19 protein-coding genes and 1 tRNA gene are annotated in these 25,044 nt (G+C 69.0%); 6 read left to right on the forward strand and 14 right to left on the reverse strand.

Annotated elements, in window-relative coordinates; genetic code table 11:
- Window positions 1–7 precede the first annotated feature (7 nt).
- The 3 genes from ABUE11_RS05845 to ompR form a co-directional block, all read right to left on the reverse strand.
- Complete coding sequence (locus ABUE11_RS05845) at window positions 8–1,498, reverse strand: FAD-dependent oxidoreductase (protein WP_367068118.1); 1,491 nt, start codon at window positions 1,496–1,498, stop codon at window positions 8–10.
- A gap of 136 nt (window positions 1,499–1,634) precedes the next feature.
- A complete protein-coding gene (locus ABUE11_RS05850) occupies window positions 1,635–3,131 on the reverse strand; it encodes an ATP-binding protein (RefSeq protein WP_367068120.1) in 1,497 nt (498 codons plus the stop codon).
- A 105-nt stretch (window positions 3,132–3,236) separates the two neighbouring features.
- The gene (gene ompR / locus ABUE11_RS05855; RefSeq protein ID WP_367068122.1) at window positions 3,237–3,971 is read right to left on the reverse strand and encodes a two-component system response regulator OmpR; all 735 of its coding nucleotides are present in this window, start codon (window positions 3,969–3,971) and stop codon (window positions 3,237–3,239) included.
- A gap of 207 nt (window positions 3,972–4,178) precedes the next feature.
- Between ompR and ABUE11_RS05860 the strand changes: the two genes are divergently transcribed.
- A complete protein-coding gene (locus tag ABUE11_RS05860) occupies window positions 4,179–4,895 on the forward strand; it encodes an SIMPL domain-containing protein (protein ID WP_367068123.1) in 717 nt (238 codons plus the stop codon).
- Window positions 4,896–4,956: 61 nt separating this feature from the next.
- On the opposite strand, the gene ABUE11_RS05865 is transcribed toward ABUE11_RS05860, so the two are convergent.
- Complete coding sequence (locus tag ABUE11_RS05865; protein ID WP_367068124.1) at window positions 4,957–5,739, reverse strand: 3-hydroxybutyrate dehydrogenase; 783 nt, start codon at window positions 5,737–5,739, stop codon at window positions 4,957–4,959.
- A gap of 69 nt (window positions 5,740–5,808) precedes the next feature.
- Here ABUE11_RS05865 and ABUE11_RS05870 point away from each other — a divergent pair, with 69 nt between their 5' ends.
- From ABUE11_RS05870 to ABUE11_RS05880, 3 genes are all read left to right on the forward strand, one after another.
- Window positions 5,809–6,750, forward strand: a complete 942-nt coding sequence (locus ABUE11_RS05870; RefSeq protein WP_367068126.1) for an alpha/beta hydrolase — start codon at window positions 5,809–5,811, stop codon at window positions 6,748–6,750.
- A complete protein-coding gene (locus ABUE11_RS05875; protein WP_367068128.1) occupies window positions 6,747–8,975 on the forward strand; it encodes a bifunctional (p)ppGpp synthetase/guanosine-3',5'-bis(diphosphate) 3'-pyrophosphohydrolase in 2,229 nt (742 codons plus the stop codon). Before ABUE11_RS05870 ends, ABUE11_RS05875 begins: the two co-directional genes overlap by 4 nt.
- Window positions 8,976–9,034: 59 nt before the next feature.
- Window positions 9,035–9,111, forward strand: a tRNA-Val gene (locus ABUE11_RS05880).
- A 163-nt stretch (window positions 9,112–9,274) separates the two neighbouring features.
- Here the strand turns inward: ABUE11_RS05880 and ABUE11_RS05885 are convergent.
- The 10 genes from ABUE11_RS05885 to urtA all read right to left on the reverse strand — a co-directional run bounded on the left by ABUE11_RS05885 (window position 9,275) and on the right by urtA (window position 19,158).
- Window positions 9,275–9,610: a hypothetical protein gene (locus ABUE11_RS05885; RefSeq protein ID WP_367068129.1), complete on the reverse strand. Its 336-nt coding sequence runs from the start codon at window positions 9,608–9,610 to the stop codon at window positions 9,275–9,277.
- 15 nt (window positions 9,611–9,625) lie between these two features.
- Window positions 9,626–10,393: a uroporphyrinogen-III C-methyltransferase gene (gene cobA / locus ABUE11_RS05890; protein ID WP_367068130.1), complete on the reverse strand. Its 768-nt coding sequence runs from the start codon at window positions 10,391–10,393 to the stop codon at window positions 9,626–9,628.
- Complete coding sequence (gene ybiB, locus ABUE11_RS05895; protein ID WP_367068131.1) at window positions 10,390–11,316, reverse strand: DNA-binding protein YbiB; 927 nt, start codon at window positions 11,314–11,316, stop codon at window positions 10,390–10,392. Before ybiB ends, cobA begins: the two co-directional genes overlap by 4 nt.
- Window positions 11,317–11,419: 103 nt before the next feature.
- Window positions 11,420–12,232, reverse strand: coding sequence for a formate/nitrite transporter family protein (locus tag ABUE11_RS05900; RefSeq protein ID WP_367068132.1), 813 nt, complete (start codon window positions 12,230–12,232; stop codon window positions 11,420–11,422).
- 199 nt (window positions 12,233–12,431) lie between these two features.
- Entirely contained in the window at window positions 12,432–13,304 is an 873-nt protein-coding gene (gene bla / locus ABUE11_RS05905; protein ID WP_367068133.1) for a class A beta-lactamase, read from the reverse strand.
- Between the two features lie 88 nt (window positions 13,305–13,392).
- Window positions 13,393–14,085 carry an urea ABC transporter ATP-binding subunit UrtE gene (gene urtE / locus ABUE11_RS05910; protein WP_367068134.1) on the reverse strand — a complete coding sequence of 231 codons (693 nt, stop codon included), beginning with the start codon at window positions 14,083–14,085 and terminating at the stop codon, window positions 13,393–13,395.
- A gap of 53 nt (window positions 14,086–14,138) precedes the next feature.
- Complete coding sequence (gene urtD, locus ABUE11_RS05915; protein ID WP_367068135.1) at window positions 14,139–14,978, reverse strand: urea ABC transporter ATP-binding protein UrtD; 840 nt, start codon at window positions 14,976–14,978, stop codon at window positions 14,139–14,141.
- Window positions 14,975–16,174 (reverse strand): urea ABC transporter permease subunit UrtC, encoded by a 1,200-nt coding sequence (gene urtC, locus ABUE11_RS05920; RefSeq protein WP_367068136.1) that lies wholly within the window; start codon window positions 16,172–16,174, stop codon window positions 14,975–14,977. Before urtC ends, urtD begins: the two co-directional genes overlap by 4 nt.
- Before the next feature lies 1 nt (window position 16,175).
- The gene (gene urtB, locus ABUE11_RS05925; RefSeq protein WP_367068137.1) at window positions 16,176–17,789 is read right to left on the reverse strand and encodes an urea ABC transporter permease subunit UrtB; all 1,614 of its coding nucleotides are present in this window, start codon (window positions 17,787–17,789) and stop codon (window positions 16,176–16,178) included.
- A gap of 100 nt (window positions 17,790–17,889) precedes the next feature.
- A complete protein-coding gene (gene urtA, locus ABUE11_RS05930) occupies window positions 17,890–19,158 on the reverse strand; it encodes an urea ABC transporter substrate-binding protein (RefSeq protein ID WP_367068138.1) in 1,269 nt (422 codons plus the stop codon).
- A gap of 313 nt (window positions 19,159–19,471) precedes the next feature.
- Here urtA and atzF point away from each other — a divergent pair, with 313 nt between their 5' ends.
- Window positions 19,472–21,268 carry an allophanate hydrolase gene (gene atzF, locus ABUE11_RS05935; protein ID WP_367068139.1) on the forward strand — a complete coding sequence of 599 codons (1,797 nt, stop codon included), beginning with the start codon at window positions 19,472–19,474 and terminating at the stop codon, window positions 21,266–21,268.
- Between the two features lie 81 nt (window positions 21,269–21,349).
- A complete protein-coding gene (uca, locus tag ABUE11_RS05940) occupies window positions 21,350–25,024 on the forward strand; it encodes an urea carboxylase (RefSeq protein WP_367068140.1) in 3,675 nt (1,224 codons plus the stop codon).
- Window positions 25,025–25,044 lie beyond the last annotated feature (20 nt).

Here is a 25,044-nt window from a genome sequence, read left to right on the forward strand (position 1 = left end):
CCGCCGCTCAGTCGGTGTTGCGCGCCGCGCTGATGCCGGCCTGGCGACCGAAGAAGGTGGAGTCGCCCAGGGACATGCCCGAGCTGTAGCCCTCGCCCCAGCGCGGCAGGCCGCAGGCCGTGCGCCCGGCGGCGTACAGGCCGGCAATGGGCTGGCCGTCGGCGTCCAGCACCTCGCCACCAGGGCGGGTGTGCAGGCCGCCCATGGTGAAGGCGTGCACCTGGTAGTCGCCCGCGCAGTAGCTCAGCGCGGCAAACGGCGGCTGGGTCAGCGGGCGCAGCCACTCGGCGCTCTTGTGCAGCATGGGGTCCTCGCCGTTCGCGGCGTGGCGGTTGAACTCCTCCACCGTGTGCACCAGGCTGCCGGCGGGCAGGCCGAGCTCCCCCTCGACCTCGGCCCAGGTATCGCCCGCGGCGGCGACCTCGATGTCGGGCTGCAGCAGCGGGCGGCCGAAGATCTCGTTGTCCACCAGCAGCCAGGCCTTGCCGCCGGGCTGACGCAGCACGTAATGGGCCACGCGGCCGTGGTAGGCGTCCTCGTTGATGAAGCGCTCGCCGCGCTGGTTCACGAAGATTCCCTTGACCAGGGAGTTGGGCGGGAAGTAGGGCAGGGTGGTGAAGAACTGGTCCATGTGGATGGCGGCACCGCCCACGCTCATGCCCATGCGTATGCCCGAGCCATCGTCGTTGCCACCGCTGACCACGTTGGTGCAGGCGAGCGCGGCCGGCGCAAAGCGCGCCACCATGTCGCGGTTGACGATGAAGCCACCCGCGCACAGCACCACGCCGCGTCGCGCGCGCACGAACTTCGCTGTGCCGTCGATGCGCACCACCAGGCCTTGCACGCGACGCCGGTCGTCCACGATGAGGCACAGCGCGCGGCTGTTGCAGTGGATGTTGGCGCCCACGGCGGCGGCGCGTTCGCACAGCGTGCCCATGAGCATCTTGCCGCCGCCGCCCCAGCCCTCGAGCTGGGCCGTGTGGCCGCGTGGCGCGGGCCTGGCCTGGGCCGAGAACGGCCAGGCCGCCTCGCTGCCCGACCACAGCAGGGTGTCGTCGCTCACGGGCTCGATCCACTTGCCGGGCAGGTAGGTGCCCTTGAAGGGCACGCCCTGGGCCTCGAGCCAGTCGAAATGCGCGACGGCGTTCTCGGCATAGACGCGCACGCGCTCGGCGTCGGCGCCGGGGCCGCCGGCCATCATCAGGTAGGCGATCAGGTCCTCGGTCTGGTCGTGAAAGCCATGGGCCTGCTGGATGCGCGTGCCGCCGCTGCCGCCGACATAGACCTCGCCGCCCGAGAGCGCGGCGCTGCCGCCCGGGGCCGCGGCCACCTCGAACACCTGCACGTCGGCGCCGGCCTGGCGCGCCTCGATGGCCGCGCAGCTGCCTGCCGCGCCCAGGCCGACGATGGCGACATCGGTCTCGATGTCCCATTGCGCCACGTCTGCCATGCGGATGGGGCGGCCGGGGGTGAAGCTGGGTGCTGTGCCTGCGCTCATGCGAGTGTCTCCTGCGGTGGGGCTGGTGGTTCACTGGGCATGATGGCTGCCGGCAGATGGCGGCGCATCGGCCGATTGAACGATGCACGCGCCGCCAGGAGCCGCCTGAGGCTTCCCGGCGGCAGGAGGGGCCGGCCTACACCGGCCGCTTGGGCAGGCGCGAGGTCGGCGGCAGGTGGCGCTTGACCTGGGGGCGCTGCAGGCGCTGCTCGGGGCTCTGGCCATCCTCGAGGTCACCGGCGCGCTGCAGCTGTATGTGGGCAACGAGACCGCCCGAGGCCGAATTGGCCAGCGCGAAGATGCCCCCCATGCGCTGCACGGTCTTGTCCACGATGGACAGGCCCAGACCCGCGCCGGCCGCGGCGGTGCGCGCCGAATCGCTGCGAAAGAAGGGCTTGGTCAGGTTGGCCAGCTGCTCCGGAGGCGCGCCCGGGCCATGGTCGCGCAGCTTGATGAGCACCCATTTCTCGCGTGCCTTGGCGGCGATGTCCACCGTGGTGATGCCGGTGTCGCTGTTCTTGCCGTAGCGGCGTGCGTTCTCCAGCAGGTTGGAGATCACGCGCGCGAGCTCCACCTCGTCGGCCAGCACCATCAGGTCTTCGGGCACGTTGACGCTGACCTGCAGCTCGCGGTGATCCTGCACCGCGTACACGCAGGAGGAGACCACGCCATGCAGGTTGACGGGGTTGAGCGTGACGTTGTCGGGGCGCGCGTAGTCCAGGAACTTGTCGATCGTGGCATCGAGCTGGACGATGTCGGCCACCATGTGCTCGCGCGCCACCTCGTCGGCGACGCTCATTTCGGTCTCCAGGCGCAGGCGAGCCAATGGCGTGCGCAGGTCGTGCGAGATCCCGGCGAGCATCACGGCGCGGTCCTGCTCGAGCTTGGCGAGTTTCTGCGCCATGCGATTGAAGCCGATGTTGACCTCGCGGATCTCGCTCGTGACAGCCTCCTCGTCGAGCTGGCTGACGGCGAAGTCACCATCCCGCACGCGGTTGGCCGCGTGACTGAGCTGCTTGAGCGGGTGGTTGATGAGCCGGGCAATGATGGCGGCGCCGGCCAGCGACAGCGCACCGACCGTGATGAGCCAGATGAGCCAGGTCTTGACGCTCGGGGCCACCAGGCGCGAGCGGTCCATGAGCAGCCAGTTGGGGTCGCCATTGATGGTAAAGCCCACCCACAGTCCGTTTTCGCCATTGACGCTGCTGGCCACGATGGTGTCCGGTCCCAGGCGTCGGGTGAGCTCCTCGGTCAGGCGCTGGCCCAGGGGCGAGGGGGGTAGCAGATCGAAGGTGTCCTTGGGCTCGCGCGGCAATATGCGCATGCCCTCCTGGTCGGCCATGGTCTTGATCAGCGACACGCGGGCGATGGCGTCGGAGTGGACCAGCGCGGCCCGGCTCAGATTGACCATGGATGCGATCTGCTGGGCCGACTGCAGCGTGCGCGGCTCGAGCTCCAGCGCGCGCAGGGTCTGCAGCCAGGCGAGGATGCAGCCGACGAGCAGCAGCGCGAGCAGGAAAAAGGTGCGCCAGAACAGGTTCAGCCCCATGCGCGAGCGCTGTGCCTGTCGGGCCGATGTCTCCAGCGGCGCGGGGCTGGTGGCGTCGGGAGGCACGTCGTGGGATTCGCTCATGGCAGGGGCTGGGTGCAGAAATGACTGGGGACGCGGCGCCTGCGGGCGTCGCGTCCCATGTTGCGGGCAACAATCTTGCCGGCGATTGTCCGGGAAAAATGCGCGTCAGTTGGTGCCGTCGGGCACAAACACATAGCCCACGCCCCAGACGGTCTGGATGTAGCGTGGCGCTGCGGCATCGACCTCCACGAGCTTGCGCAGGCGCGAGATCTGCACGTCCAGGCTGCGGTCGAAGGGCTCGAACTCTCGGCCGCGCGCCAGCAGGGCGAGCTTTTCGCGCGACAGCGGCTGGCGCGGGTGGCGCACCAGGGCCTTGAGCATGGCGAACTCGCCCGTGGTCAGGGGCAGTTCCTCGCCGTTCTTCTGCAATGCGCGTGTGCCCATGTCGAAGGTGAAGGGGCCGAAGGTGACGACCTCGTTGTCGCCCGAAGGGGCGCCCGGGGCCTCCTGCGGTGGGCGGCGGCGCAGCACGGCGTGGATGCGCGCGAGCAGTTCGCGCGGGTTGAAGGGCTTGCCGAGGTAGTCGTCGGCGCCCACCTCCAGGCCGACGATGCGGTCCACGTCCTCGCCCTTGGCGGTGAGCATGATGATGGGCGTGCGGTCGTTGGCCGCGCGCAGGCGCCTGCAGATGGACAAGCCATCCTCGCCGGGCATCATGAGGTCGAGGACGATCAGGTCCACGGTTTCGCGCAACAGGATGCGGTTGAGCGCCTTGCCGTCTTCGGCCACCATGACCTCGAAGCCTTCCTGCGTGAGGTAGCGGCGCAGCAGGTCGCGGATGCGTGCATCGTCGTCCACCACGAGGATCTTGTCGGTGCGGTTGCCTGTCGTAGAAGCCATGCTGTCTTTCCCCAATCCAATTTGTAACGGCGCCGATTCTGACCAGTTTGTCGGCAAAAATCCGTGTTTGCCCGGTATGCTTGACCAACTGTTACAGGTTTTGCCCTGCAGCGCAACGGCGTTCGGCCCAGTGCCATGGAGTGCTGGTATCACCGCAATGGCGCGCCGACGGACGTCGTCGGCGCGCCTGTCACGACAAGGATGAAGATGACCAACTTGATGAAAATGGTAGCTGCTTGCGCTTTGTTGACGGGCGTTTCAGGCGGTTTTGCTCAGACCCTGTTGACCTCGCCCCCGCAGGATGTGCTGCAGCTGTCGGCGTCCGCGTCGGTGGACGTGCCGCAGGATCTGCTGGTATTGACATTGGCGACGACCAAGGAGGGGGGCGATGCGGCGGCCGTGCAGACCCAGCTCAAGCAGGCCCTCGATGCGGCGCTCGGCGTCGCGCGGGTCGCAGCCCAGCCCCAGCAGATGGATGTGCGCACGGGGGCCTTCGGCATGTACCCGCGCCATGGCAAGGATGGCCGCATCAGCGGCTGGCAGGGGCGTGCGGAGCTGGTGCTCCAGGGGCGGGACTTTGCGCGCATCACCGCCACGGCGGGCAAGGTGCAGACCATGGCCATCAGCCACATCGCCTTCGACCTGTCACGCGAGGCGCGCGCCAAGGTCGAGGGCGATGCGCAGGGCAAGGCCATCGAGGCCTTCCGGCAGCGTGCCACCGACCTGGCGCGCGGTTTTGGCTTTGCGGGCTACACCTTGCGCGAGGTGTCGGTGCACAGCAACGAGTCTGCCCCCGGACCGCGTCCGCGCATGCTGGCCATGGAGGCCAAGAGCGCGGCCATGTCGGCCGATGCCGCCGTGCCCGTCGAGGCCGGCAAGGCCCAGGTGACGGTGACCATCTCGGGCTCGGTCCAGCTGCGGTAGTTTTTGCCTTCCAACGCCCAGTGGATGGGCGTTGGCAGCTATGTAAACAGTAGTAAAAGCCTTACTGGGCGGCCCAGCCGCCATCCATGTTCCAGGCCACGCCGCGCACGTTGTTCGCGGCCGGGGAGCAGAAGAACACGGCCAGTTCGCCCAGTTCCTCGGGCGTGGTGAACTGCATGGAGGGCTCCTTCTCTCCGAGCAGCAGCTTCTTGGCGTCCTCGTTGGACAGGCCGTGCTCCGCGGCCTTGGCGTCCACCTGCTTTTGCACCAGGGGCGTGAGCACCCAGCCCGGGCAGATGGCGTTGCAGGTCACGCCCGTCGTGGCGTTCTCCAGCGCCGTGACCTTGGTCAGGCCGACGATGCCATGCTTGGCCGCCACATAGGCCGACTTCTGCGCCGAGGCCACCAGGCCGTGCACCGAGGCCACATTGATGATGCGCCCCCAGTTGTTGGCCAGCATGCCCGGCAGCGCCAGGCGCGTGGTGTGAAAGGCGCTCGTGAGGTTGATGGCGATGATGGCGTCCCAGCGCTCGACGGGAAAGTCCTGCACGCTGGCCACATGTTGTATGCCGGCGTTGTTCACCAGGATGTCGACCCGGCCGAAGCGGTCGGTGGCGAAGCGGTGCATGTCCTCGATGTCGGCCGGGCGGCTCATGTCGGCGCCGTGGTGCTCCACACGTATGCCATGCGCCTGGCCCGCGGCCAGTACCTGGGCGCGCGGGCCGTCCACGTCACCAAAGCCGTTGAGCACGATATGGGCCCCCTGACGGGCCAGGGCCTGGGCTATCCCCAGGCCGATGCCGCTGGTGGAGCCGGTGACGAGGGCGGTCTTGCCTTTCAGCATATGAGTCTCTCCGAATGAATTACGATGCAGTCGAGCCATTATCTTGCGCCGCATGACGGTATCGTTCCCATGATTGAACCTACGCTGAAATACGTACCGTGCCCAGGTCCCGCAGCCGCAGACGGCGCCGCCGAGCAAGGCCACCGCATGGCCTACTGGGAATGGAATGCCACGGGCGATCTGGCCCATCCCCATGTCATCGTCTGCGTGCACGGCCTCACGCGCCAGGGGCGCGACTTTGATACCCTGGCGCGTCACCTGAGCCGCCATGCGCGCGTGATCTGCCCCGACGTGGCCGGCCGCGGCGACAGCGACTGGCTGGCCGATCCCATGGCCTACCAGGTGCCGGTGTATGCGGCCGACATGCTGGCGCTGCTGCAGCACCTGCATGGGCAGGCGCCCATAGGCACGCTCGATTGGGTGGGAACGAGCATGGGCGGCCTCATCGGCATGGGTGTGTGTGGCGTCCCCGATCTGCCGCTGCCCGCGCCCGTGCGGCGCCTGGTGCTCAACGACGTGGGCCCGCGCATCGAATGGTCGGCACTGCAGCGCATCGGCCAGTACCTGGGGCAGCCGCTGCACTTCGACTCCTTGCAGCAGGCCGCAGATGCGCTGTGGGCCGTCTCCAGCAGCTTTGGGCCGCACACGGCGGCGCAGTGGCTGGAACTGTCGCGCCACATGGTGCGCCCCGTGCCGCAAGGCGGGTTCCGGCTGCACTATGACCCGGCCATCGCCGTGGCGTTCAAGGGCCTGACCCAGGAGGCTGCGAGCGCCGGCGAGCAGCAGCTGTGGCAGATGTATGACCGCATCACGGCGCAGGTATTGCTGCTGCGCGGTGCGCAGTCCGATCTGCTGTCGCCGCAGACCGCGCAGGAGATGGTGGCGCGCGGGCCGCGTGCGCGCCTGGTGGAGTTTGCCGGCGTCGGTCACGCCCCCACGCTGATCAGCGACGACCAGCTGCAGGCGGTGGCGGGCTTTCTTCTTGAACGATCGGGGGAGGCCAGCGCATGAAAAGCAGCGTCATCGGGCAGTCCGCGCCCGTGACTCAGGCAAATGCTGCCGTGCCCCGGCTCATCGCCGCGACGGCGCAGGCCGAGCCGGGTCAGGCCGATGCCCTGGTGCGCGCCCGTGCCTTTGCCGAGCCACTGCTCATCGGCGAGACGCTGGAGACCGGCGAGAACACGCTGGCCCATGCCGACGCCGTGGCCGCCATCCTGGAGCAGCTCGGCAGCTCCGAGACCACGCAGGCGGCCGCCTATCTGGTCTACACCTGCCCGCATCTGAACAAGCCCGAGGAGGTCATCGGCAAGGCCTTCGGCAGCAACTTCGCGGCCCTGGCCGTGGAGACCACCAAGCTCATGCGCGTGCAGATGCAGGCGCGCGAGGCCCAGGTCGCCGGCCTGCAGGTGGACGACGCCGCCACGCAGAACGAGAACGTGCGCAAGATGCTGCTCGCCTTCTCGCGCGACCTGCGCGTGGTCATGCTGCGCCTGGCATCGCGCCTGCAGACGCTGCGCTACTACGCCGCGACCAAGCGCCCGGTGTCACCGGCGATCGCACGCGAGGCCCAGCAGGTGTTTGCGCCCCTGGCCAATCGGCTGGGCATCTGGCAGATGAAGTGGGAGCTCGAAGACCTGGCCTTTCGCTTCCTCGAGCCCGACACCTACCGCGAGGTCGCGCGCCTGCTCGATGAAAAGCGCGTCGAGCGCGAGCAGTACATGGAGCAGCTGCGCCTGCGCATCGAGACCGAGCTGCGCGCGCAGGGCATCAGCGCCGACGTCACGGGGCGTCCCAAGCACATCTACAGCATCGTCAAGAAGATGCGCGGCAAGTCGCTCAACTTCGACCAGGTGTTCGATATCCGCGCGCTGCGCGTCATCGTGCCCAGCGTGAAGGACTGCTACGCCGTGCTCAGCTGGGTGCACAGCCAGTTCACCTCCATCGAGGCTGAGTTCGACGACTACATCGCCCGCCCCAAGCCCAACGGCTACCAGTCGCTGCACACCGTCGTGCGCGACGAGGCCGGGCGGGCGATAGAGATCCAGATCCGCACCCAGGCCATGCATGACCATGCCGAGCATGGCGTGGCCGCGCACTGGGCCTACAAGGAGGCGGGCACCAAGGGCTATGCCGGCGTTTCCGCCGCGAGCGAGTACGACGCCAAGATTGCCGTGCTGCGCCAGCTGCTGGCCTGGGAGCGTGACCTCGTCGGCGCGGCCAGCCGCAGCAGCCTGTTCGAGGACCGCATCTACGTGCTCACCCCCGACGCCGCCGTGGTCGAGCTGCCGCAGGGCGCAACTCCGGTGGACTTCGCCTACGCCGTCCACACCAATGTTGGCCATCGCTGCCGGGGCGCACGTGTCGATGGCGTCATGGTGCCGTTGAACACACCGCTGCAGAACGGCCAGACCGTGGAGATCACCACCGTCAAGGAGGGGCGCCCCTCGCGCGACTGGCTCAACCCCGATCTGGGCTACCTCGTTAGCAACCGCGCCAAGGCCAAGGTCCGCGCCTGGTTCAATGCGCAGGCCACACAGGTGACCGTGGCACGCGGGCGCGAGCTGGTCGAGAAGCTGTTGCAGCGCGAGGGCAAGACGGCGCTCAAGCATGACGATCTGGCGACGCAGCTGGGCTTCAAGTCGGCGGATGCGCTGTTCGAGATGGTGGGCAAGGACGAGTTTTCGCTGCGATCCATCGAGACGCTGCTGCGCCCGCCCGAGCCCGTTGCGCCCGAGCCCGATCTGCTGGTGAGAAAGTCGCGCCAGTCCGGTGGCGCGCACAAGGGCGGCGTGCTCGTGGTCGGTGTCGACTCGCTCATGACGCAACTGGCCAAATGCTGCAAGCCCGCGCCACCCGACGACATCCGTGGCTTTGTCACGCGCGGCAAGGGCGTGAGCGTGCACCGCGCCGATTGCCGCAACTTCCGTGAGATGGTGGCCCGCAATGCCGAGCGTGTCATCGAAGTGCAGTGGGGGGCACCGCAGCGGCGGGTCCCGAGCGCGGCCGTCTATCCCGTCGATGTCGCCGTGGAGGCCGCAGACCGGCAAGGCCTGCTGCGCGACATCTCCGAGGTCTTCGCTCGCGAGAAGACCAATGTCATCGGCGTCCAGACCCAGTCGGTCAAGGGAACGGCCTGGATGACCTTCACCGTCGAGGTGTCGGATGCGGGGCGGCTCAACAAGGTGCTGGCACTGGTCGCCACCGTCCAGGGCGTGCGCTCCGCGCGCAGACGTTGAGTCAATTTCTTTTGGAGACGTTTTTTGCTGCTATACTTGCAGCTTCTCGAACGAACAACAGGCGCGTAGCTCAGCTGGTTAGAGCACCACCTTGACATGGTGGGGGTCGTTGGTTCGAGTCCAATCGCGCCTACCAATGAAATAAGGCACCTACGGGTAACCGTAGGTGCTTTTTTCTTGTCTGGACAGGCGGAACATGGAAACCAGCCTGCGCTCTGGCTCTGGACCGGCAACGCCGAACATGTCGCCCCCTGCATCCTGTACGCGGGACGCAGACCGCATGCAAGTGACTGATCGGATCAAGGCCGAGATCGCCCAAACCTCGGCCCGGGGCGCCACCCGCCAGGGCGAGGCCCGCCCCCGACGCGCAGCGCCGCAGCCACCGACTCCTGCAGCGACGTCGTAGGCCGCCCGATCAGCTGCGACAGCACATGGCCGTCATCGAACAGCGCGCCCTGCGATGCGCCGACATCCCAGGATGCGATTCCGTCTGCCAGGCCTTCGGGCAGGCCGGCTCCCTTGAGGGCGGCGGCGTACTCTGCCTCGGGCAGGTTGACATAAGGGATGGCGCGGCCCGTCTGCCTGGAAATCTCCGCCGCAAGATCGGCCAGGGTATAGGCCGCGCCGACATCCATGCCCGTCTCGGGCGCCTATGCCGTAGCCCCCTGCGCGACCGCGGTGACGCCGCGCACCACGTCGCCGATCACGATCACCGAGGGGCTGGCGAGCCCCTCGCGCTCGATGGTCTCCTGCAGCGCGCCCAGCGTGGTCACCGCATGGCGCTGGTGCGGCAGGCTGGCGTGCTGGATCACGGCCGCGGGCGTGTGGGCGGGCAGGGCGGCAAGCAGCCCCTGCTGGATGTGCGCGCAGCTGGCGATGCCCATGTAGATCACGAGGGTCAGGCGCGCGTCGCGTGCCGTGGCGCCCAGCAGCGGCCAGTCGGTGGCGTCGCTGGCCGGCTGGTTGTGGCCGGTGATGAAGATCACGCCCTGGGCATGGCGGCGGTGCGTGAGCGGCGCACCCAGGGCCGTGATGCCGGCCAGGCCCGCGGTGATGCCGTTGACCACCTGGGGCTCTATGCCAATGGCGCGCAGGTGCTGCACCTCCTCGCCGCCACGGCCGAAGATGAACGGGTCGCCGCCCTTGAGGCGCACCACGGTCTCGCCCGCGCGCACGGCCTCGACCATCAGGGCCTCGATGTCCGCCTGGGCCGTGCTCCTGCAGCCGCCGCGCTTGCCCACGTAGACCACGCGCGCGCCGGGCGGCGCCAGGGCCAGGATGGCGTCGCTGACCAGGTCGTCGACCAGCAGCACGGTGGCCGCCTCGATGGCCTTGAGCGCCTTGAGCGTGAGCAGCTCCGGGTCGCCGGGGCCCGCGCCCACGAGCGTGCAGCGGCCGGTGGTCTGGCTGGGCGTCATGCGCTCTCTCCCGCAATCTCGCGCGAGAGCCGCACGATGTGGCGCACCTGCTGCGCGAGTGCCTCGGGCACCGGGGCCTGGCCCGCGAGCACGCGGCGCGTGTAGTCGGCGGTGCTTGCCACGTCGATCTCGGCGGGCAGGCCCGGCACGGTCTCGAGCGTGCCCGGCCCCTGGTCCTGCAGCAGCCGGTGCGCGCCGGCCAGGTAGGCGTCGTAGCGCGGCTGGCGGCGTGGGTCGGCGGCCACCTCGCCCTCGAGTCCGCGCGAGAGCAGCGCATGGGCGCCGCGCGCGGCAAAGGTCGCGCCCAGCAGCTCGAAGTATTCGGCGTGGGTGTAGCTGGCCACGACCAGCGACGGCCCCGCACAGGGCGTGATGAGCTTGACGGCGCTGTGCGCGGGCGTGCGCAGGCCGATCGCCTCGCGCACCGCCAGGAGGCGCGCCAGGCCCGGCAGCAGGGCGGCGGTGGAGATCTGCGCCACCTCGCCAGGTGCTATTGGTTTGGGAGCTGTCAGCATAGAAATATCAAGCGCTTCAAGCACATCGGATGCCAGAACCCGGCGCGCCTCGGTGCGCATGCCGTGCAGCAGCACGGCCTCGCCCTCGCGCGCGAGCAGCAGCGCCAGCAGCGGCGTGAGCACGGGCAGCTTGCGCGCGCCGTTGTAGCTGGGCAGCACGATGAGCGGCCGGCCCTCAGCGCAGGCCGGGAAGCGGGCGATGCGCTCCTGCACCGCGTCCAGAAAGCCGCACATCTCGTCCACGGTCTCGCCCTTGATGCGCATGGCGACGCAGAAGGCGCCGACCTCCAGGTCGCTCACGCGGCCGTCGAGTACCTGTCCGAACAGATCGGCCGCCTGGGCGCGATCGAGCGCCTTGGCGCCGCGTGCGCCGCGGCCGATTTCCTTGATGTAGTGGCTGATGCCCATGGTGATGTGTGTTGCGTGGAGGGGCGCATTGTCCGCCATGCCAAGTGACTGGCCGCTATATGCATCTGCCGCTGAGGCGGGCGCCGTGCGTGGGCTTGGCCGTTCAGGCCAGGTTGCGCTTTGGCGCGGTGCGCGCATGGGTGGTGTAGAGCGTCAGGCCCGTGAACGCCAGGCCACCGACCAGATTGCCCAGCACCACGGGGATCTCGTTCCAGAGGAAGTAATCCATGATGGAGAAGTTGCCGCCCATCATCAGGCCCGAGGGGAACAGAAACATGTTCACCACCGAATGCTCGAAGCCCATGGCAAAGAACAGCATGATGGGCATCCACATGGCGATCACCTTGCCGCTCACGGTGGTGGAGATCATGGCGCCGACCACGCCCGTGGAGACCATCCAGTTGCACAGCACGCCGCGCAGAAAGATGGTGATCCAGCCCATGAGCCCGTACTGCGCATAGCCCAGGGTGCGCGCCTCCCCGATGTGGCCGATCTTCTGCCCGATCTCATTGGGCGGCACGGAAAAGCCATAGGTGAAGATGAAGGCCATCATGGCCGCGACGGTGAGCGCGCCCAGGAAGTTGCCCAGGAACACCAGGCCCCAGTTGCGCAGGATGCCGCCCAGTGTCACGCCGGGGCGCTTGTCCAGCCAGGCCAGGGGCGTGAGCATGAACACGCCCGTGAGCAGGTCGAAGCCCAGCAGGTAGAGCATGCACACGCCGACGGGGAAGAGCAGCGCGCCTATCAGCGCCGAGCCGCTCATGACCGAGGCCGTGACGGCGAACACCGCCGCCAGCGCCAGGATGGCGCCGGCCATGAAGGCGCGGATCAAGGTGTCGCGCGTGGACATGTAGATCTTGGCTTCGCCGGTATCGACCATCTTGGTCACGAACTCGGCGGGTGAGAGATAGGCCATGGTGGCAGGCTCCTGCGGCTGTAAGAATAAGAATGCACGGTCTTACGCAAGCGGCGTGCCAGGGCCTGTCGACTGGGTTTTCAGGGGCGTGGGCGGCCCGTCATGCGCCATGCTGGTGCGTGCTGCCCGGGGTTGGGGCAGACGCGCGTGCGGGAAGCGGCCCATCGGCCCACCTGTTGGCCCGGGCGGCTCGGGCGACTCAGCGCGCGAAATGCCCCATGACCGCGCCGGCCACGCGCGCCAGCGCCGCCTCGCGGGTCTCGAGGCTGGCCTGGGACTCGGTGAGGAACAGGGCGACGACGAGGGGGGCGCGCCCCGGCGGCCAGTAGATGCCGACATCGTTCGTCGTGCCATGGGCGCCGGTGCCGGTCTTGCTGCCCAGGCGCCACGATGCGGGCAGGCCCGCGCCCAGGCGCTTGCGATTGGTCGTTGTGGCCTGCAGCCATTGCGCGAGCTGCCGGCGGCCGCCGGCCGAGAGCACCTCGCCCAGCACGCAGCGCTGCAGCAGCTGCGCCATGGCGCGTGGGCTGCTGGTGTCGCGCGCATCGCCGGGCGTGGCCGTGTTGAGGTCGGGCTCCCAGCGGTCGAGCCGCGTGACCGGGTCGCCCAGCCGGCGCGCAAACCGCGTCAGCCCCTCGGGCCCGCCCAGGGTCTGGAGGATCAGGTTGGCGGCCGCGTTGTCGCTCATGGCGACGGCCGCCTCGCACAGCGCGGACAGGGGCAGGCTGGCGTCGGCATGCTGCTCGGTGACCGGCGACCAGGGCAGGAGCGCTGCGCGATCGATGGCCAGCGCACGATCGAGCCGCTCCACGCCGCGGTCCACCCTGTGCAGCACATGGGCCGCGGCCAGCCATTTGAAGACGCTGCACATCGGAAAGCGCTCGTCGAGGCGATGGCCCGTGAGCGTCCCGGTCTGCGTGTCGATCACGGCCACGCCCAGGCGGCCCTGGGCGGCGTGCTCGATGTCCTGCCACAGCGCGGGCGCGGCCGCGCGGGTGTCGGCGCGCGCGGCCCCGTGCAGCAGCATGCCGCATGCGGCGAGCGCGAGGCGATGGATGGCCCGTCGTTTCATGTGTCTGGCTCAAGAAGATGGGAAAAGCCCCGAGGAGGGCGATTGTCCATGCTGCGTGCCCCGACCTCGCCCGGTGGCGGGCGCCGCCTCAGATCGCCACCAGCGAGCGCACGTTTCTCTCCCGCATCTCGCTGCCCGGGCCCGTGGCAATCACCTCGCCGCGCTCCATGACCACGTAGTGGTCGGCCAGCTCCTCGGCGAAGTCGTAGTACTGCTCGCACAGCAGGATGGCCATGTCGCCGCGCGCCGCGAGCATGCGGATGACGCGGCCTATGTCCTTGATGATGCTCGGCTGTATGCCCTCGGTGGGCTCGTCCAGTATCAGCAGCCGGGGGCGGGGCGCGAGCGCGCGCGCAATGGCCAGCTGCTGCTGCTGGCCGCCCGAGAGGTCGCCGCCGCGGCGGTGCAGCATCTGCCGGAGCACGGGGAACAGCGTGTAGAGCTCCTCCGGTATGCGGGTGCGCGCGGCGCAGTACGCCAGCCCCATGCGCAGGTTCTCCTCGACCGACAGGCGCGAGAAGATCTCGCGCCCCTGCGGCACATAGCCCATGCCGGCGCGGGCGCGCTCGTAGGGCGTCTTGCGCGCAATGTCCTGGCCCTGCCACTGGATGCTGCCGCTCCTGATGGGCACCAGTCCCATGAGGCTCCTGAGCAGGGTGGTCTTGCCCACGCCGTTGCGGCCCAGCAGCACCGTGACCTTGCCGATCTCGGCCGTGAGGTGGACGTCGCGCAGGATATGGGATCCGCCGTAGTACTGGTGCAGGTTCTGGACTTTGAGCATTTTTGGCACCTGGCCCTTGTGTATCAAGCGTTGGTAGCTATCAAAAAATCGAATCAGCGCCCCAGATAGACCTCGATGACGCGCTCGTCGGCCTGCACCTCGGCCAGCGTGCCCTCGGCCAGTACCGCGCCGTCGCACAGCACCGTGACCTTCTCGCTGATGGTGTTGATGAAGCCCATGTCGTGCTCGACGACCATCAGCGAATGCTTGCCCTTGAGCGAGAGGAACAGCTCGGCCGTGCGCGCGGTTTCCTCGTCCGTCATGCCTGCAACCGGTTCGTCGAGCAGCAGCAGGAGCGGCTCCTGCACGAGCAGCATGCCGATCTCCAGCCACTGCTTCTGGCCATGGCTCAGCAGGCCCGCCTGGCGCGTGACGCTGTCGGCCAGGTGGATGGTGTGCAGCACCTCGGCGATGCGGTCCTTCTGCGCGCCGTCGAGCGCAAAGCGCATGGACGAGGCCACGCCCTTGTGGGTCTTGAGCGCCAGCTCGAGGTTCTCGAACACGCTGAGCTGCTCGAACACCGTGGGCTTCTGGAACTTGCGGCCAATGCCCATGGCGGCAATCTCGGGCTCCTTGTGGCGCAGCAGGTCTATGGTGGAGCCGAAGAACACCGTGCCGCTGTCGGGCCGGGTCTTGCCGGTGATGATGTCCATCATCGTGGTCTTGCCCGCGCCGTTGGGGCCGATGATGCAGCGCAGCTCGCCGGGCGCGATGTCCAGGTTCAGGCCGTTGATGGCCTTGAAGCCGTCGAAGCTCACATGCACATCCTCAAGGTACAGGATGCGGCCGTGGCGCAGGTCCACCTCGCCGGGCGTCACCACATGCCCGGCGCCGACGCCCTGGCGCCCCGCGTCGGTGCGCAGCGCGCCGTCTTCCATGAGGTCGGGGGTCATGCGCGCGCTCCTTTCATGGGCGGGGTGACGGCCGGCCTTGCCGGGGCCGCGGGCGGTGACGATGGCCGGGCCTGGGCGCGGCGCCGTTCGCGCCACTGGCGCATCTGCTCGGGCAGGCGGATCAGGCCGCCGGGCATGAACAGCGTCACGACGATGAACAGCATGCCCAGCACATAGAGCCAGTACTCGGGCGCGGCGACCGTGAGCCAGCTCTTGGCGCCGTTGACGGCGAAGGCGCCGACGATGGGGCCGATGAGGCTGGCGCGCCCGCCCACGGCCGTCCACACGGCCATCTCGATGGAGTTGCCCACGCTCATCTCGCTGGGGTTGATGATGCCCACCTGCGGCACGTAGAGCGCGCCGGCCAGGCCGCACATCATGGCCGAGATGACCCAGACCGAGAGCTTGTAGGGCAGCGGGTCGTAGCCGCAGAACATGGTGCGCGACTCGGCATCGCGCACGGCCTGCAGCACGCGGCCATATTTGCTGCGGATGAGCCAGCGCGAGAACAGAAAGCAGCCCAGCAGCGCCAGCCCCGACAGCACGAACAACAGCACATGCATGGCCCGCGTGTTCAGCGAATGGCCGAGCACGGTGGCAAAGCCCGTGAAGCCGTTGTTGCCGCCAAGGCCCGTCTCGTTGCGAAAGAACAGCAGCATGGCGGCATAGGTCAGCGCCTGCGTGATGATGGAGAAGTACACGCCCTTGATGCGCGAGCGAAACGCGAAGTAGCCGAACAGGCCCGCCACCGCGCCCGGCAGCAGAAACACCAGCAGCACCGTGGCGACGAAGCTGTCCGACAGCGCCCAGTGCCAGGGCAGCTCCTTCCAGTCCAGAAATCCCATGAAGGCCGGCAGCGCGCCCGGCCCCGCGGCCTCGCGCATCAGGTGCATGCCCATGACATAGCCGCCGAGCGCAAAGAACAGGCCATGGCCCAGGCTCAGAATGCCCGTGTAGCCCCAGATCAGGTCGATGGCCAGGGCCACGATGGCGTAGCACATGAACTTGCCGAGGATGCCGATCAGGTAGTCCGACAGATGCAGCGCATGGCCCTCGGGCAGCAGCAGGTTCAGCGCCGGCGCCAGGGCGCAGATGACGAGCAGCGCGCCGAGGCACAGCGCCCAGCCCCGGCGCCCGAGTAGCGGCGCCGGCGCGGGCAGGGCGATGGCGCGCGATGGGGTGTTGGCAGCAGTCATGTCAAGCCTCCACACTGCGGCCCTTCAGGGCGAAGATGCCCTGCGGACGCTTCTGAATGAAAACCACGATGAACAGCAGCACGGCGATCTTGGCGAGCACCGCGCCGGTCCAGCCCTCGAGCAGCTTGGACAGCACGCCCAGGCCCAGCGCCGCATACACCGTGCCCGCGAGCTGCCCGACGCCGCCCAGCACCACGACGAGGAAGCTGTCGACGATGTAGTTCTGCCCCAGGTCTGGCCCCACGTTGCCGATCTGGCTCAGGGCGCAGCCGGCCAGCCCCGCCAGGCCCGCGCCGAGCGCGAACGCATAGGTGTCGGTGCGCGCGGTGTTCACGCCCACGCAGGAGGCCATGGCGCGGTTCTGCGTGACGCCGCGCACGAACAGGCCGAGCCGCGTGCGGGCGATCAGGAAGGCCACGGCGCCCAGCACCGCCAGCGCGAACGCGATGATGGCGATGCGGTTGTAGGGCAGCGTGAGATTGGGCAGCAGCGCCACGCCGCCGCTCATCCAGCTGGGGTTCTCCACGCCCACGTTCTGCGCGCCGAACAGGCTGCGCACCGTCTGCTGCAGCACCAGGCTGATGCCGAAGGTGGCCAGCAGCGTCTCCAGCGGCCGGCCGTAGAGAAAGCGGATCACGCCGCGCTCGAGCACCGCGCCCACGAGCGCCGCGGCCGCGAACGCCACGGGCAGGGCCACGACCAGATACCAGTCGAACAGGGCTGCAGGCAGCCAGCGCTGGAACAGCACCTGCACCAGGTAGGTCGCGTAGGCGCCGATCATGATCAGCTCGCCATGCGCCATGTTGATCACGCCCATCAGCCCGTAGGTGATGGCCAGGCCCAGGGCCGCCAGCAGCAGCACCGAGCCCAGGCTGAGGCCGCTGAAAATGGCGCCCATGCGCTCGCCCCAGGCCAGCGCGTCGGCAATGCGCGCGAGCGCGGTCTGGATGGCCTTCTTCACCGCGGGGTCGCTCTCGTCGGCCAGGCGCTGGTTCAGCAGCAGCTGCGTCTCGGGCGTCTGCGTGCGCGCGAGCAGCTCCACGGCCTTGAGGCGCTGGCGCCGGTCGCCGCTGTCGAGCAGGCTGGCGGCGCGGTTGCGCTCGAGCAGGGCCTTGACCTGCGCGTCCGTCTCGCCCGCGAGCGCCTTCTCGATCAGCGGCAGGCGCGCGGCGTCGGGCTCGGCGGCCAGCAGGGCCGCGGCCTCGCGGCGCGCCTGCACGTCGCCGCTGCCGAGCGCCAGGACGGCGCGGGCCGAGTCGACCACGCCGCGCAGGTAGTTGTTGCTGACGACCTCCTCGGCATCGGCAGGCAGGGCCGCGGGCGCGCCCGTGACGGGGTCGCTCGCGCCGTCGCCGCTCAGCACGAAGGCCTTGCCGCCGGCCACGCGCACCTCGTCATTGGCCAGTGCCGCGAGATAGGCCGCAAGACGCCCGCCGTCGGCCTGCGCGGCGGGGTCCATGACGGCCTCGTGTATGGCCTGTGCGCGCTGCTCGGCATCGTCGGCCGCGGCCATGGCATGGGCCTGCTCGGCCGTCAGCGCGTGGCTGGCAAGGCTCAGCATGGTGCCCAGACCGGCCAGCAGGGCCCAGCGCCATGGCTTGTGCATGAGTTTCATGGTTCAATCCTGTGCTGGCGCTTGTGCAGCAAGCGCCGACAGCTATGGGTTAAGTAGCAATGGGGTGACCACTCCTGTGCCGCAGGAGTGGCCTGCGGGCCTACAGGCTGGGCTCGTCGTTCTTCTTGTCGTTGCCTTCGATGAACGGGCTCCAGGGCTGGGCGCGGATCGGGCCCTTGGTCTTCCAGACCACGCCGAACTGGCCGTCGGCCTTGATCTCGCCGACCATCACGGGCTTGTGCAGATGGTGGTTCTTCTCGTCCATCTTCACGGTGAAGCCGTCGGGGGCGGTGAAGGTCTGGCCGGCCATGGCGGCGATGACCTTGTCCACATCGGTGGTCTTGGCCTTCTCCACCGCCTGCTTCCACATGTGGATGCCGACCCAGGTGGCCTCCATCGGGTCATTGGTCAGCGGCTTGTCCTTGTGGCCCGCGATGTTCTTGGCCTTGGCGTAGTCGCTCCATTGCTTGATGAAGGCGCTGTTGGTGGGGTTCTTCACGCTCATGAAGTAGTTCCACGCGGCCAGGTGCCCCACCAGGGGCTTGGTGTCCACGCCGCGCAGCTCCTCCTCGCCCACGCTGAAGGCCACCACGGGCACGTCCTTGGCCTTGAGGCCGGCATTGCCCAGCTCCTTGTAGAAGGGCACGTTGGAGTCGCCGTTGATGGTCGAGACCACGGCCGTCTTGCCGCCGGTGGAGAACTTCTTGATGTCGGCGACGATGGTCTGGTAGTCGCTGTGACCAAACGGGGTGTAGGTCTCCATGATGTCCGCGTCCTTCACGCCCTTGGACTTGAGGAAGGCGCGCAGGATCTTGTTGGTGGTGCGCGGGTACACATAGTCCGTGCCCAGAAGCACGAAGCGCTTGGCCGCGCCGCCTTCCTTGCTCATCAGGTATTCGACGGCGGGAATGGCCTGCTGGTTGGGCGCGGCGCCCGTGTAGAAGATGTTCTTGGACAGCTCCTCGCCCTCGTACTGCACGGGGTAGAACAGCAGGCCGTTGTTCTGCTCGAACACCGGCAGCACGGACTTGCGCGAGACGCTGGTCCAGCAGCCGAAGACCACGGCCACCTTGTCCTGGGTGAGCAGCTGCTTGGCCTTCTCGGCGAACAGCGGCCAGTTGGAGGCCGGGTCCACCACCACGGGCTCGAGCTTCTTGCCGAGCACGCCGCCCTTGGCGTTGATGTCGTCGATGGCCATCAGCACCGTGTCCTTGAGCACGGTCTCGGAGATCGCCATGGTGCCCGAGAGGCTGTGCAGCACGCCGACCTTGATGGTGTCTGCTGCCTGTGCGCTCAGGCCCGTGAGCGACAGGCTGGCGACGGCCGCCGCGGCGGCGAGGGTTTTCATGGCGGTACGACGTTCGAGCATGGTTTGACCTTTCAAGTGAGCGGGGTTCCGAAGCCAGGCCGGGAACCGTTTCCCGGGCTTGGTACCAGCCTTCAAGCAAGCCGTGTGCCATTGCATGTCCCGCTGCGGCGGCGCGCGCGCAGCGCAATGCCGCGGGCCATGGGTGCGGCCAAGTTGGTGCGGTCCATGCCCCATGGCGGGGCGCGCCATGCACCGTGGCCAGGCCATGCCGGGCGGTCGCCGGGCGGCGCTGGCATTGGCCCCGTGCGCGGCGGGCGTGGGCATGAAGTTTGCTGAACCTCTGCCATCCATGCCGATGACAACCCCTGCCACCATGCCCTCGACTGCCTTCTGGACGCTCGCCGACTGGCGCCTGGCCTATGCGCAAGGCGCAGATCCTGCGCAACTGCTCTCAACCCTGCTCGCGGAACTCGACGCGGGCGATACCGCCTGGATTACCCGCCTGTCGGCCGACGGCCTGCAGGACCGCCTGGGCCTGCTGGCGCAGCAGCTGCAGCAGGCGGGGGGCGATGTCTCGCGCCTGCCGCTCTACGGTGTCCCCATTGCCGTCAAGGACAACATCGACCTCGCGGGCCTGCCCACCACCTGCGCCTGCCCCGAGTTCGCCTACATGCCCGAGCGCAGCGCCACCGTGGTGCAGCGCCTGGAGGCCGCGGGCGCCGTGGTCATCGGCAAGACCAACCTCGACCAGTTCGCCACCGGCCTGGTCGGCACGCGCTCGCCCTATGGCGTGGTGCCCAATGCCTTCCGGCCCGAATACATCAGCGGCGGCTCGAGCTCCGGCTCGGCCTCGGTGGTGGCGCGCGGGCTCGTGCCGCTGGCGCTGGGCACGGACACGGCCGGCTCGGGCCGCGTGCCCGCGGGGCACAACAACCTCGTGGGCTTCAAGCCCACGCGCGGGCTGGTCAGCAACGGTGGCCTGGTGCCGGCCTGCCGCTCGCTGGACTGCATCACCGTGTTTGCGCTCAGCGTGGACGATGCCGATGCGGCGCTTGGCGTGATGGCGGGCTTCGATGCCGCCGACCCGTACTCGCGCCGAGCGCCCGCGCGGCCCGCCGCCTGGCCGGCCAGGCCCGTGCTGGGCATTCCGGCCAGCATCGACTGGTTTGGCGACGGCTACGCCGCGCAGGTGCATGACCAGGCGCTGCGCAGGCTCGAGGCATTGGGCGTGGAGCTGCGCGTCATCGACTTCGCGCCCCTGCTCGAGGTGGCCGCGCTGCTCTACGAGGGGCCGTGGGTGGGCGAGCGCTATGCCGCGCTCGAGGAGGTGATGGACTCCCGCCCCGACATCGTGCACCCGGTGGTGCGCGGCATCGTGGAGAAGGCGCGCAACTTCAGCGCCGTCGACACCTACAAGGCCGAATACCGCCGCATGGCGCTGGCGCGCCGGGCCGAGGAGCTGATGGCGGGGCTCGACGGATTGCTCGTGCCCACGGCGCCCAGCATCTACAGGATCGACCAGCTGCTGGCCGACCCGGTGGCGCTGAACTCGCGCATGGGCGTCTACACCAACTTCGTCAACCTGCTCGACTGGAGCGCCATCGCGCTGCCCGCCGGCATGCGCGCCGACGGCTTGCCCGCGGGCATCACGCTGATCGCGCCGGCCTGGCACGAGGCGCGGCTGGCCGAGTTCGGCAGGCTCTGGCAGGAGGCGATGCCGTGGAAGCGCGGCGCCTCGCAGCAGGCGCTGCCGCCCCTGTCCGCGCCGGCCGCGCGCGACATGGCGGGCCAGGTCATCGTCGCCGTGGTGGGCGCGCATCTGTCGGGCATGCCGCTCAACGGCCAGCTCACCGAGCGCGGCGCCACGCTGCTCGAGGCCACGCACACCAGCGCCGCCTATCGCCTCTACGCCTTGCCTGGCACGGTGCCGCCCAAGCCCGGGCTGGTGCGCACCGGCGACGGCGCGCCCATCGCGGTCGAGCTGTGGGCCATGCCGGTCGAGCACTATGGCTCCTTCGTCGCATTGATTCCGTCGCCGCTGGGCATAGGGAGCCTGGAGCTGATCGATGGCCGCATGGTGCAGGGCTTCGTCTGCGAGCCCTGGGCCACGCAGGCCGCAGAGGACATCACCGCGCTCGGCGGCTGGCGCGCCTTTCTGGTGCGGAAGTAGCTCGCCGTTCGTTTCTTTCGTCGTTTGTTCCAGCGGCCTGGGCGGCAGGCCGGGCCGCTGCATTGCCTGGAGCCTGATGCCATGTTCAAGACCGTTCTCATCGCCAACCGAGGTGAAATCGCCGTGCGCATCGCGCGCACCCTCAAGAAGATGGGCATACGCTCGGTCGCCGTGTATTCGGATGCCGACCGCGACAGCCTGCATGTGGCCTGCGCCGATGTGGCGGTGGCGCTCAACGCCGGTGGCTCGAGCGCGCCCGCCGACACCTATCTGCGCGGCGATCGCATTCTCGAGATCGCCCGCGAGACCGGGGCCGAGGCCATCATTCCCGGCTACGGCTTTCTGTCGGAGAACATGGAGTTCGCCGAGCAATGCGCGGCCGCGGGCATCGTCTTCGTCGGCCCCACGCCCGAGCAGGTGCGGCGCTTCGGCCTCAAGCACACCTCGCGCGAGATCGCCGAGGCCGCGGGCGTGCCGCTCACGCCCGGCACGGGCCTGCTGCACAGCCTCGATGAGGCCATGACGGCCGCCCAGCGCATAGGCTACCCCGTCATGCTCAAGAGCACGGCGGGTGGCGGCGGCATCGGCCTGTCACGCTGCGACAACGAGACCGAGCTGCTTGCGGCCTACGAGTCCGTGCAGCGCCTGGGCCAGAACTTCTTCAAGGACAGCGGCGTGTTCCTCGAGCGCTTCGTCGCCGACGCGCGCCATGTCGAGGTGCAGATCTTCGGCGACGGACGGGGCCGCGTGGTGGCGCTGGGCGAGCGCGACTGCTCGGTGCAGCGGCGCAACCAGAAGGTGATCGAGGAGACCCCCGCGCCGCATCTGCCGCCGGCCACGCGCGCGGCCCTGCTGGCCGCCGCGGTCAAGCTCGGCGAGGCCGTGGGCTATGTCTCGGCCGGCACGGTCGAGTTCATCTACGACGGCGCGCGCGATGCGTTCTACTTCCTCGAGGTCAACACCCGGCTGCAGGTCGAGCACCCGATCACCGAGGAGGTGACGGGGCTGGATCTCGTCGAGTGGATGCTGCGCGTCGCCGCGGGCGAGCCGCCAAGCTTCGACCAGCTGCCCGAGCCGCAGGGCGCGGCGATCGAGGTGCGGGTCTATGCCGAGAACCCCGTGCGCGGCTTTCAGCCCGCGCCGGGCGTGCTCACCGACGTGCAGTTCCCCGAGGGCGTGCGCGTCGATACCTGGGTGCAGACCGGCACCGAGGTGTCGGCCCACTACGATCCCATGATCGCCAAAGTCATCGCCCACGGCGCCGACCGCGAGGAGGCGCGCCACAAGCTGCTGATGGCGCTCGAGCTCACGCGCCTGCACGGCAGCGCCACCAACCTCGACTACCTGCGCAGCATCCTGCAGAGCCCGGAGTTCGCGCAGGGCACGGTGTCCACGCGCTTTCTCGACCGCTACGAATATGTCTCGCCCGTGGTCGAGGTGCTGGAGCCCGGCACCTACACCACGGTGCAGGACTATCCCGGCCGCACGGGCTACTGGGACATCGGCGTGCCGCCGTCCGGGCCCATGGATGGCTACGCCTTCCGGCTTGCCAACCGCATCGTCGGCAACCATGAAAGCGCGGCCGGCCTGGAATGCACGCTGCAGGGGCCCACGCTCAAGTTCCACGGCGATGCGGTGATCGCGCTCACGGGCGCGCCCGCGCTGGCCACGCTGGACAACGGCGACCCGCTGCCCTGGTGGCGGCCCATCGCCGTGCGCGCAAGCCAGGTGCTGCGCATAGGCCGCGCCAGCAGCGGCTGCCGCAGCTATGTCGCCATTCGCCGGGGCCTGGACGTGCCCGACTATCTGGGCAGCAAGTCCACCTTCGTGCTCGGACAGTTCGGCGGACATGCGGGCCGCACGCTGCGCGTGGGCGACGTGCTGTCCATCAGCCGGCCCGAGCTGGCCGCGTGCAACACGCCCGCGCCGGCCTATGTGCCCGCGACGCCGCCGCACGAGCTGATCCCGACCTACGGCAAACATTGGGACATCGCCGTGCTCTACGGCCCGCATGGCGCGCCGGACTTCTTCACTCCCGAGAGCATCGCCACCTTCTTTGGCACCGACTACGAGGTGCACTACAACTCCAACCGCCTCGGCGTGCGCCTGGTCGGGCCCCGGCCCGAATGGACGCGCAGCGACGGCGGCGAGGCCGGCCTGCATCCGTCCAACGTGCACGACTGCGTCTACGCGATCGGCAGCATCAACTTCACGGGCGACACGCCGGTCATACTGACCTGCGACGGCCCGAGCCTGGGCGGGTTCGTCTGCGCCGCCACCATCGCGCAGGCCGAGCTGTGGAAGGTGGGCCAGGTCAAGCCGGGCGACACCATACGCTTTCGGCGCATAGGCTTCGACGAGGCGCTGGCGCTCGAGCGTGCGCAGGACGAGGCCATCCGCCTGCTGCGCCCCATGCCCGATCTGCCGGCGCTCGCCCTGCCCACCGCGCCGGCCACCGTGTCCGAATGCGTGCTCGCCGAACTGCCCGCCGAGGGCGATCGCCCGGCCGTGGCCTACCGCCAGGCCGGCGACAAGTACATCCTGCTCGAATACGGCCCGAACGTGCTCGACCTGCGCCTGCGGCTGCGCGTGCATCTGCTCATGGAGGCCATGGCGGCCGCGCGCATCGACGGCGTGCAGGAGCTCTCGCCCGGCGTGCGCTCGGTGCAGATCCACTACGACAGCCGCGTGATCGGCCAGTCGGCCCTGGTGCAGAGGCTGATCGCGCTGGAGCGCCAGCTGCCCGATGTCGACGGCGTCAGGGTGCCCAGCCGCATCGTGCACCTGCCCATGGCCTTCGAGGACTCGGCCACGCTGGGCGCGGTCACGCGCTACATGGAGACCGTCAAGGCCGAGGCGCCCTGGCTGCCCAACAACGTGGACTTCATACAGCGCATCAACGGCCTGGACAGCCGCGAGGACGTGCGCCGCACGGTGTTCGATGCAAGCTACATGGTCATGGGCCTGGGCGACGTGTACCTGGGCGCGCCCTGCGCCGTTCCGCTCGATCCGCGCCACCGGCTGCTGACCTCCAAGTACAACCCCGCGCGCACGTTCACCGCCGAGGGCACGGTGGGCATAGGCGGCGTCTACATGTGCATCTATGGCATGGACTCGCCGGGCGGCTACCAGCTCGTCGGCCGCACGGTGCCGATCTGGAACAAGTTTCTGAGCAACCGCCAGTTCGGCGCCGAGCCCTGGCTGCTGCGCTTCTTCGACCGCGTGCGCTTTTATCCGGTCAGCGAGGCCGAGCTCGAGCGCTTTCGCGCCGACTTCCGCGCCGGGCGGGCGCAGGTGCGCGTCGAGGACGCGGTGTTCGACCTCTCCGAGCACGAGCGGCTGCTCGAACGTGACCGGCACGACATCGCGGCCTTCCAGCAGCGCCAGCAGGCGGCCTACGCGGCCGAGGTGGCGCTGTGGCAGAGCGACGCGGCCGCGCACGCGGGCGACGACGGGGACGGCCCGGCCCACCAGGCGGCGCATGACAACGCCGTGGCGGCCGACATGTCGGGCAATGTGTGGAAGCTGCTGGTCGAGGTCGGCCAGCAGGTGGAGGCCGGTCAGCCGCTCGTGATACTCGAAGCCATGAAGATGGAGTTCCAGGTCACGGCGAGCCAGGCGGGCACGGTGGTCGCCCTGTACTGCAAGGCGGGCAAGACAGTCGCGGCCGGCGACGCGCTGCTCGCGATCGAGCCGCTGGCCCCGGGCCAGGCCCGGCCGCAGACGAGCCCGTCCGAGGTCTGCGATACCGTCTGAGTGACGGGCCCCGTCGACGC

Origin of the sequence: Oryzisolibacter sp. LB2S, assembly GCF_040732315.1 — a bacterium.
GTDB classification, from domain to species: Bacteria; Pseudomonadota; Gammaproteobacteria; order Burkholderiales; family Burkholderiaceae_C; genus Alicycliphilus; species Alicycliphilus soli.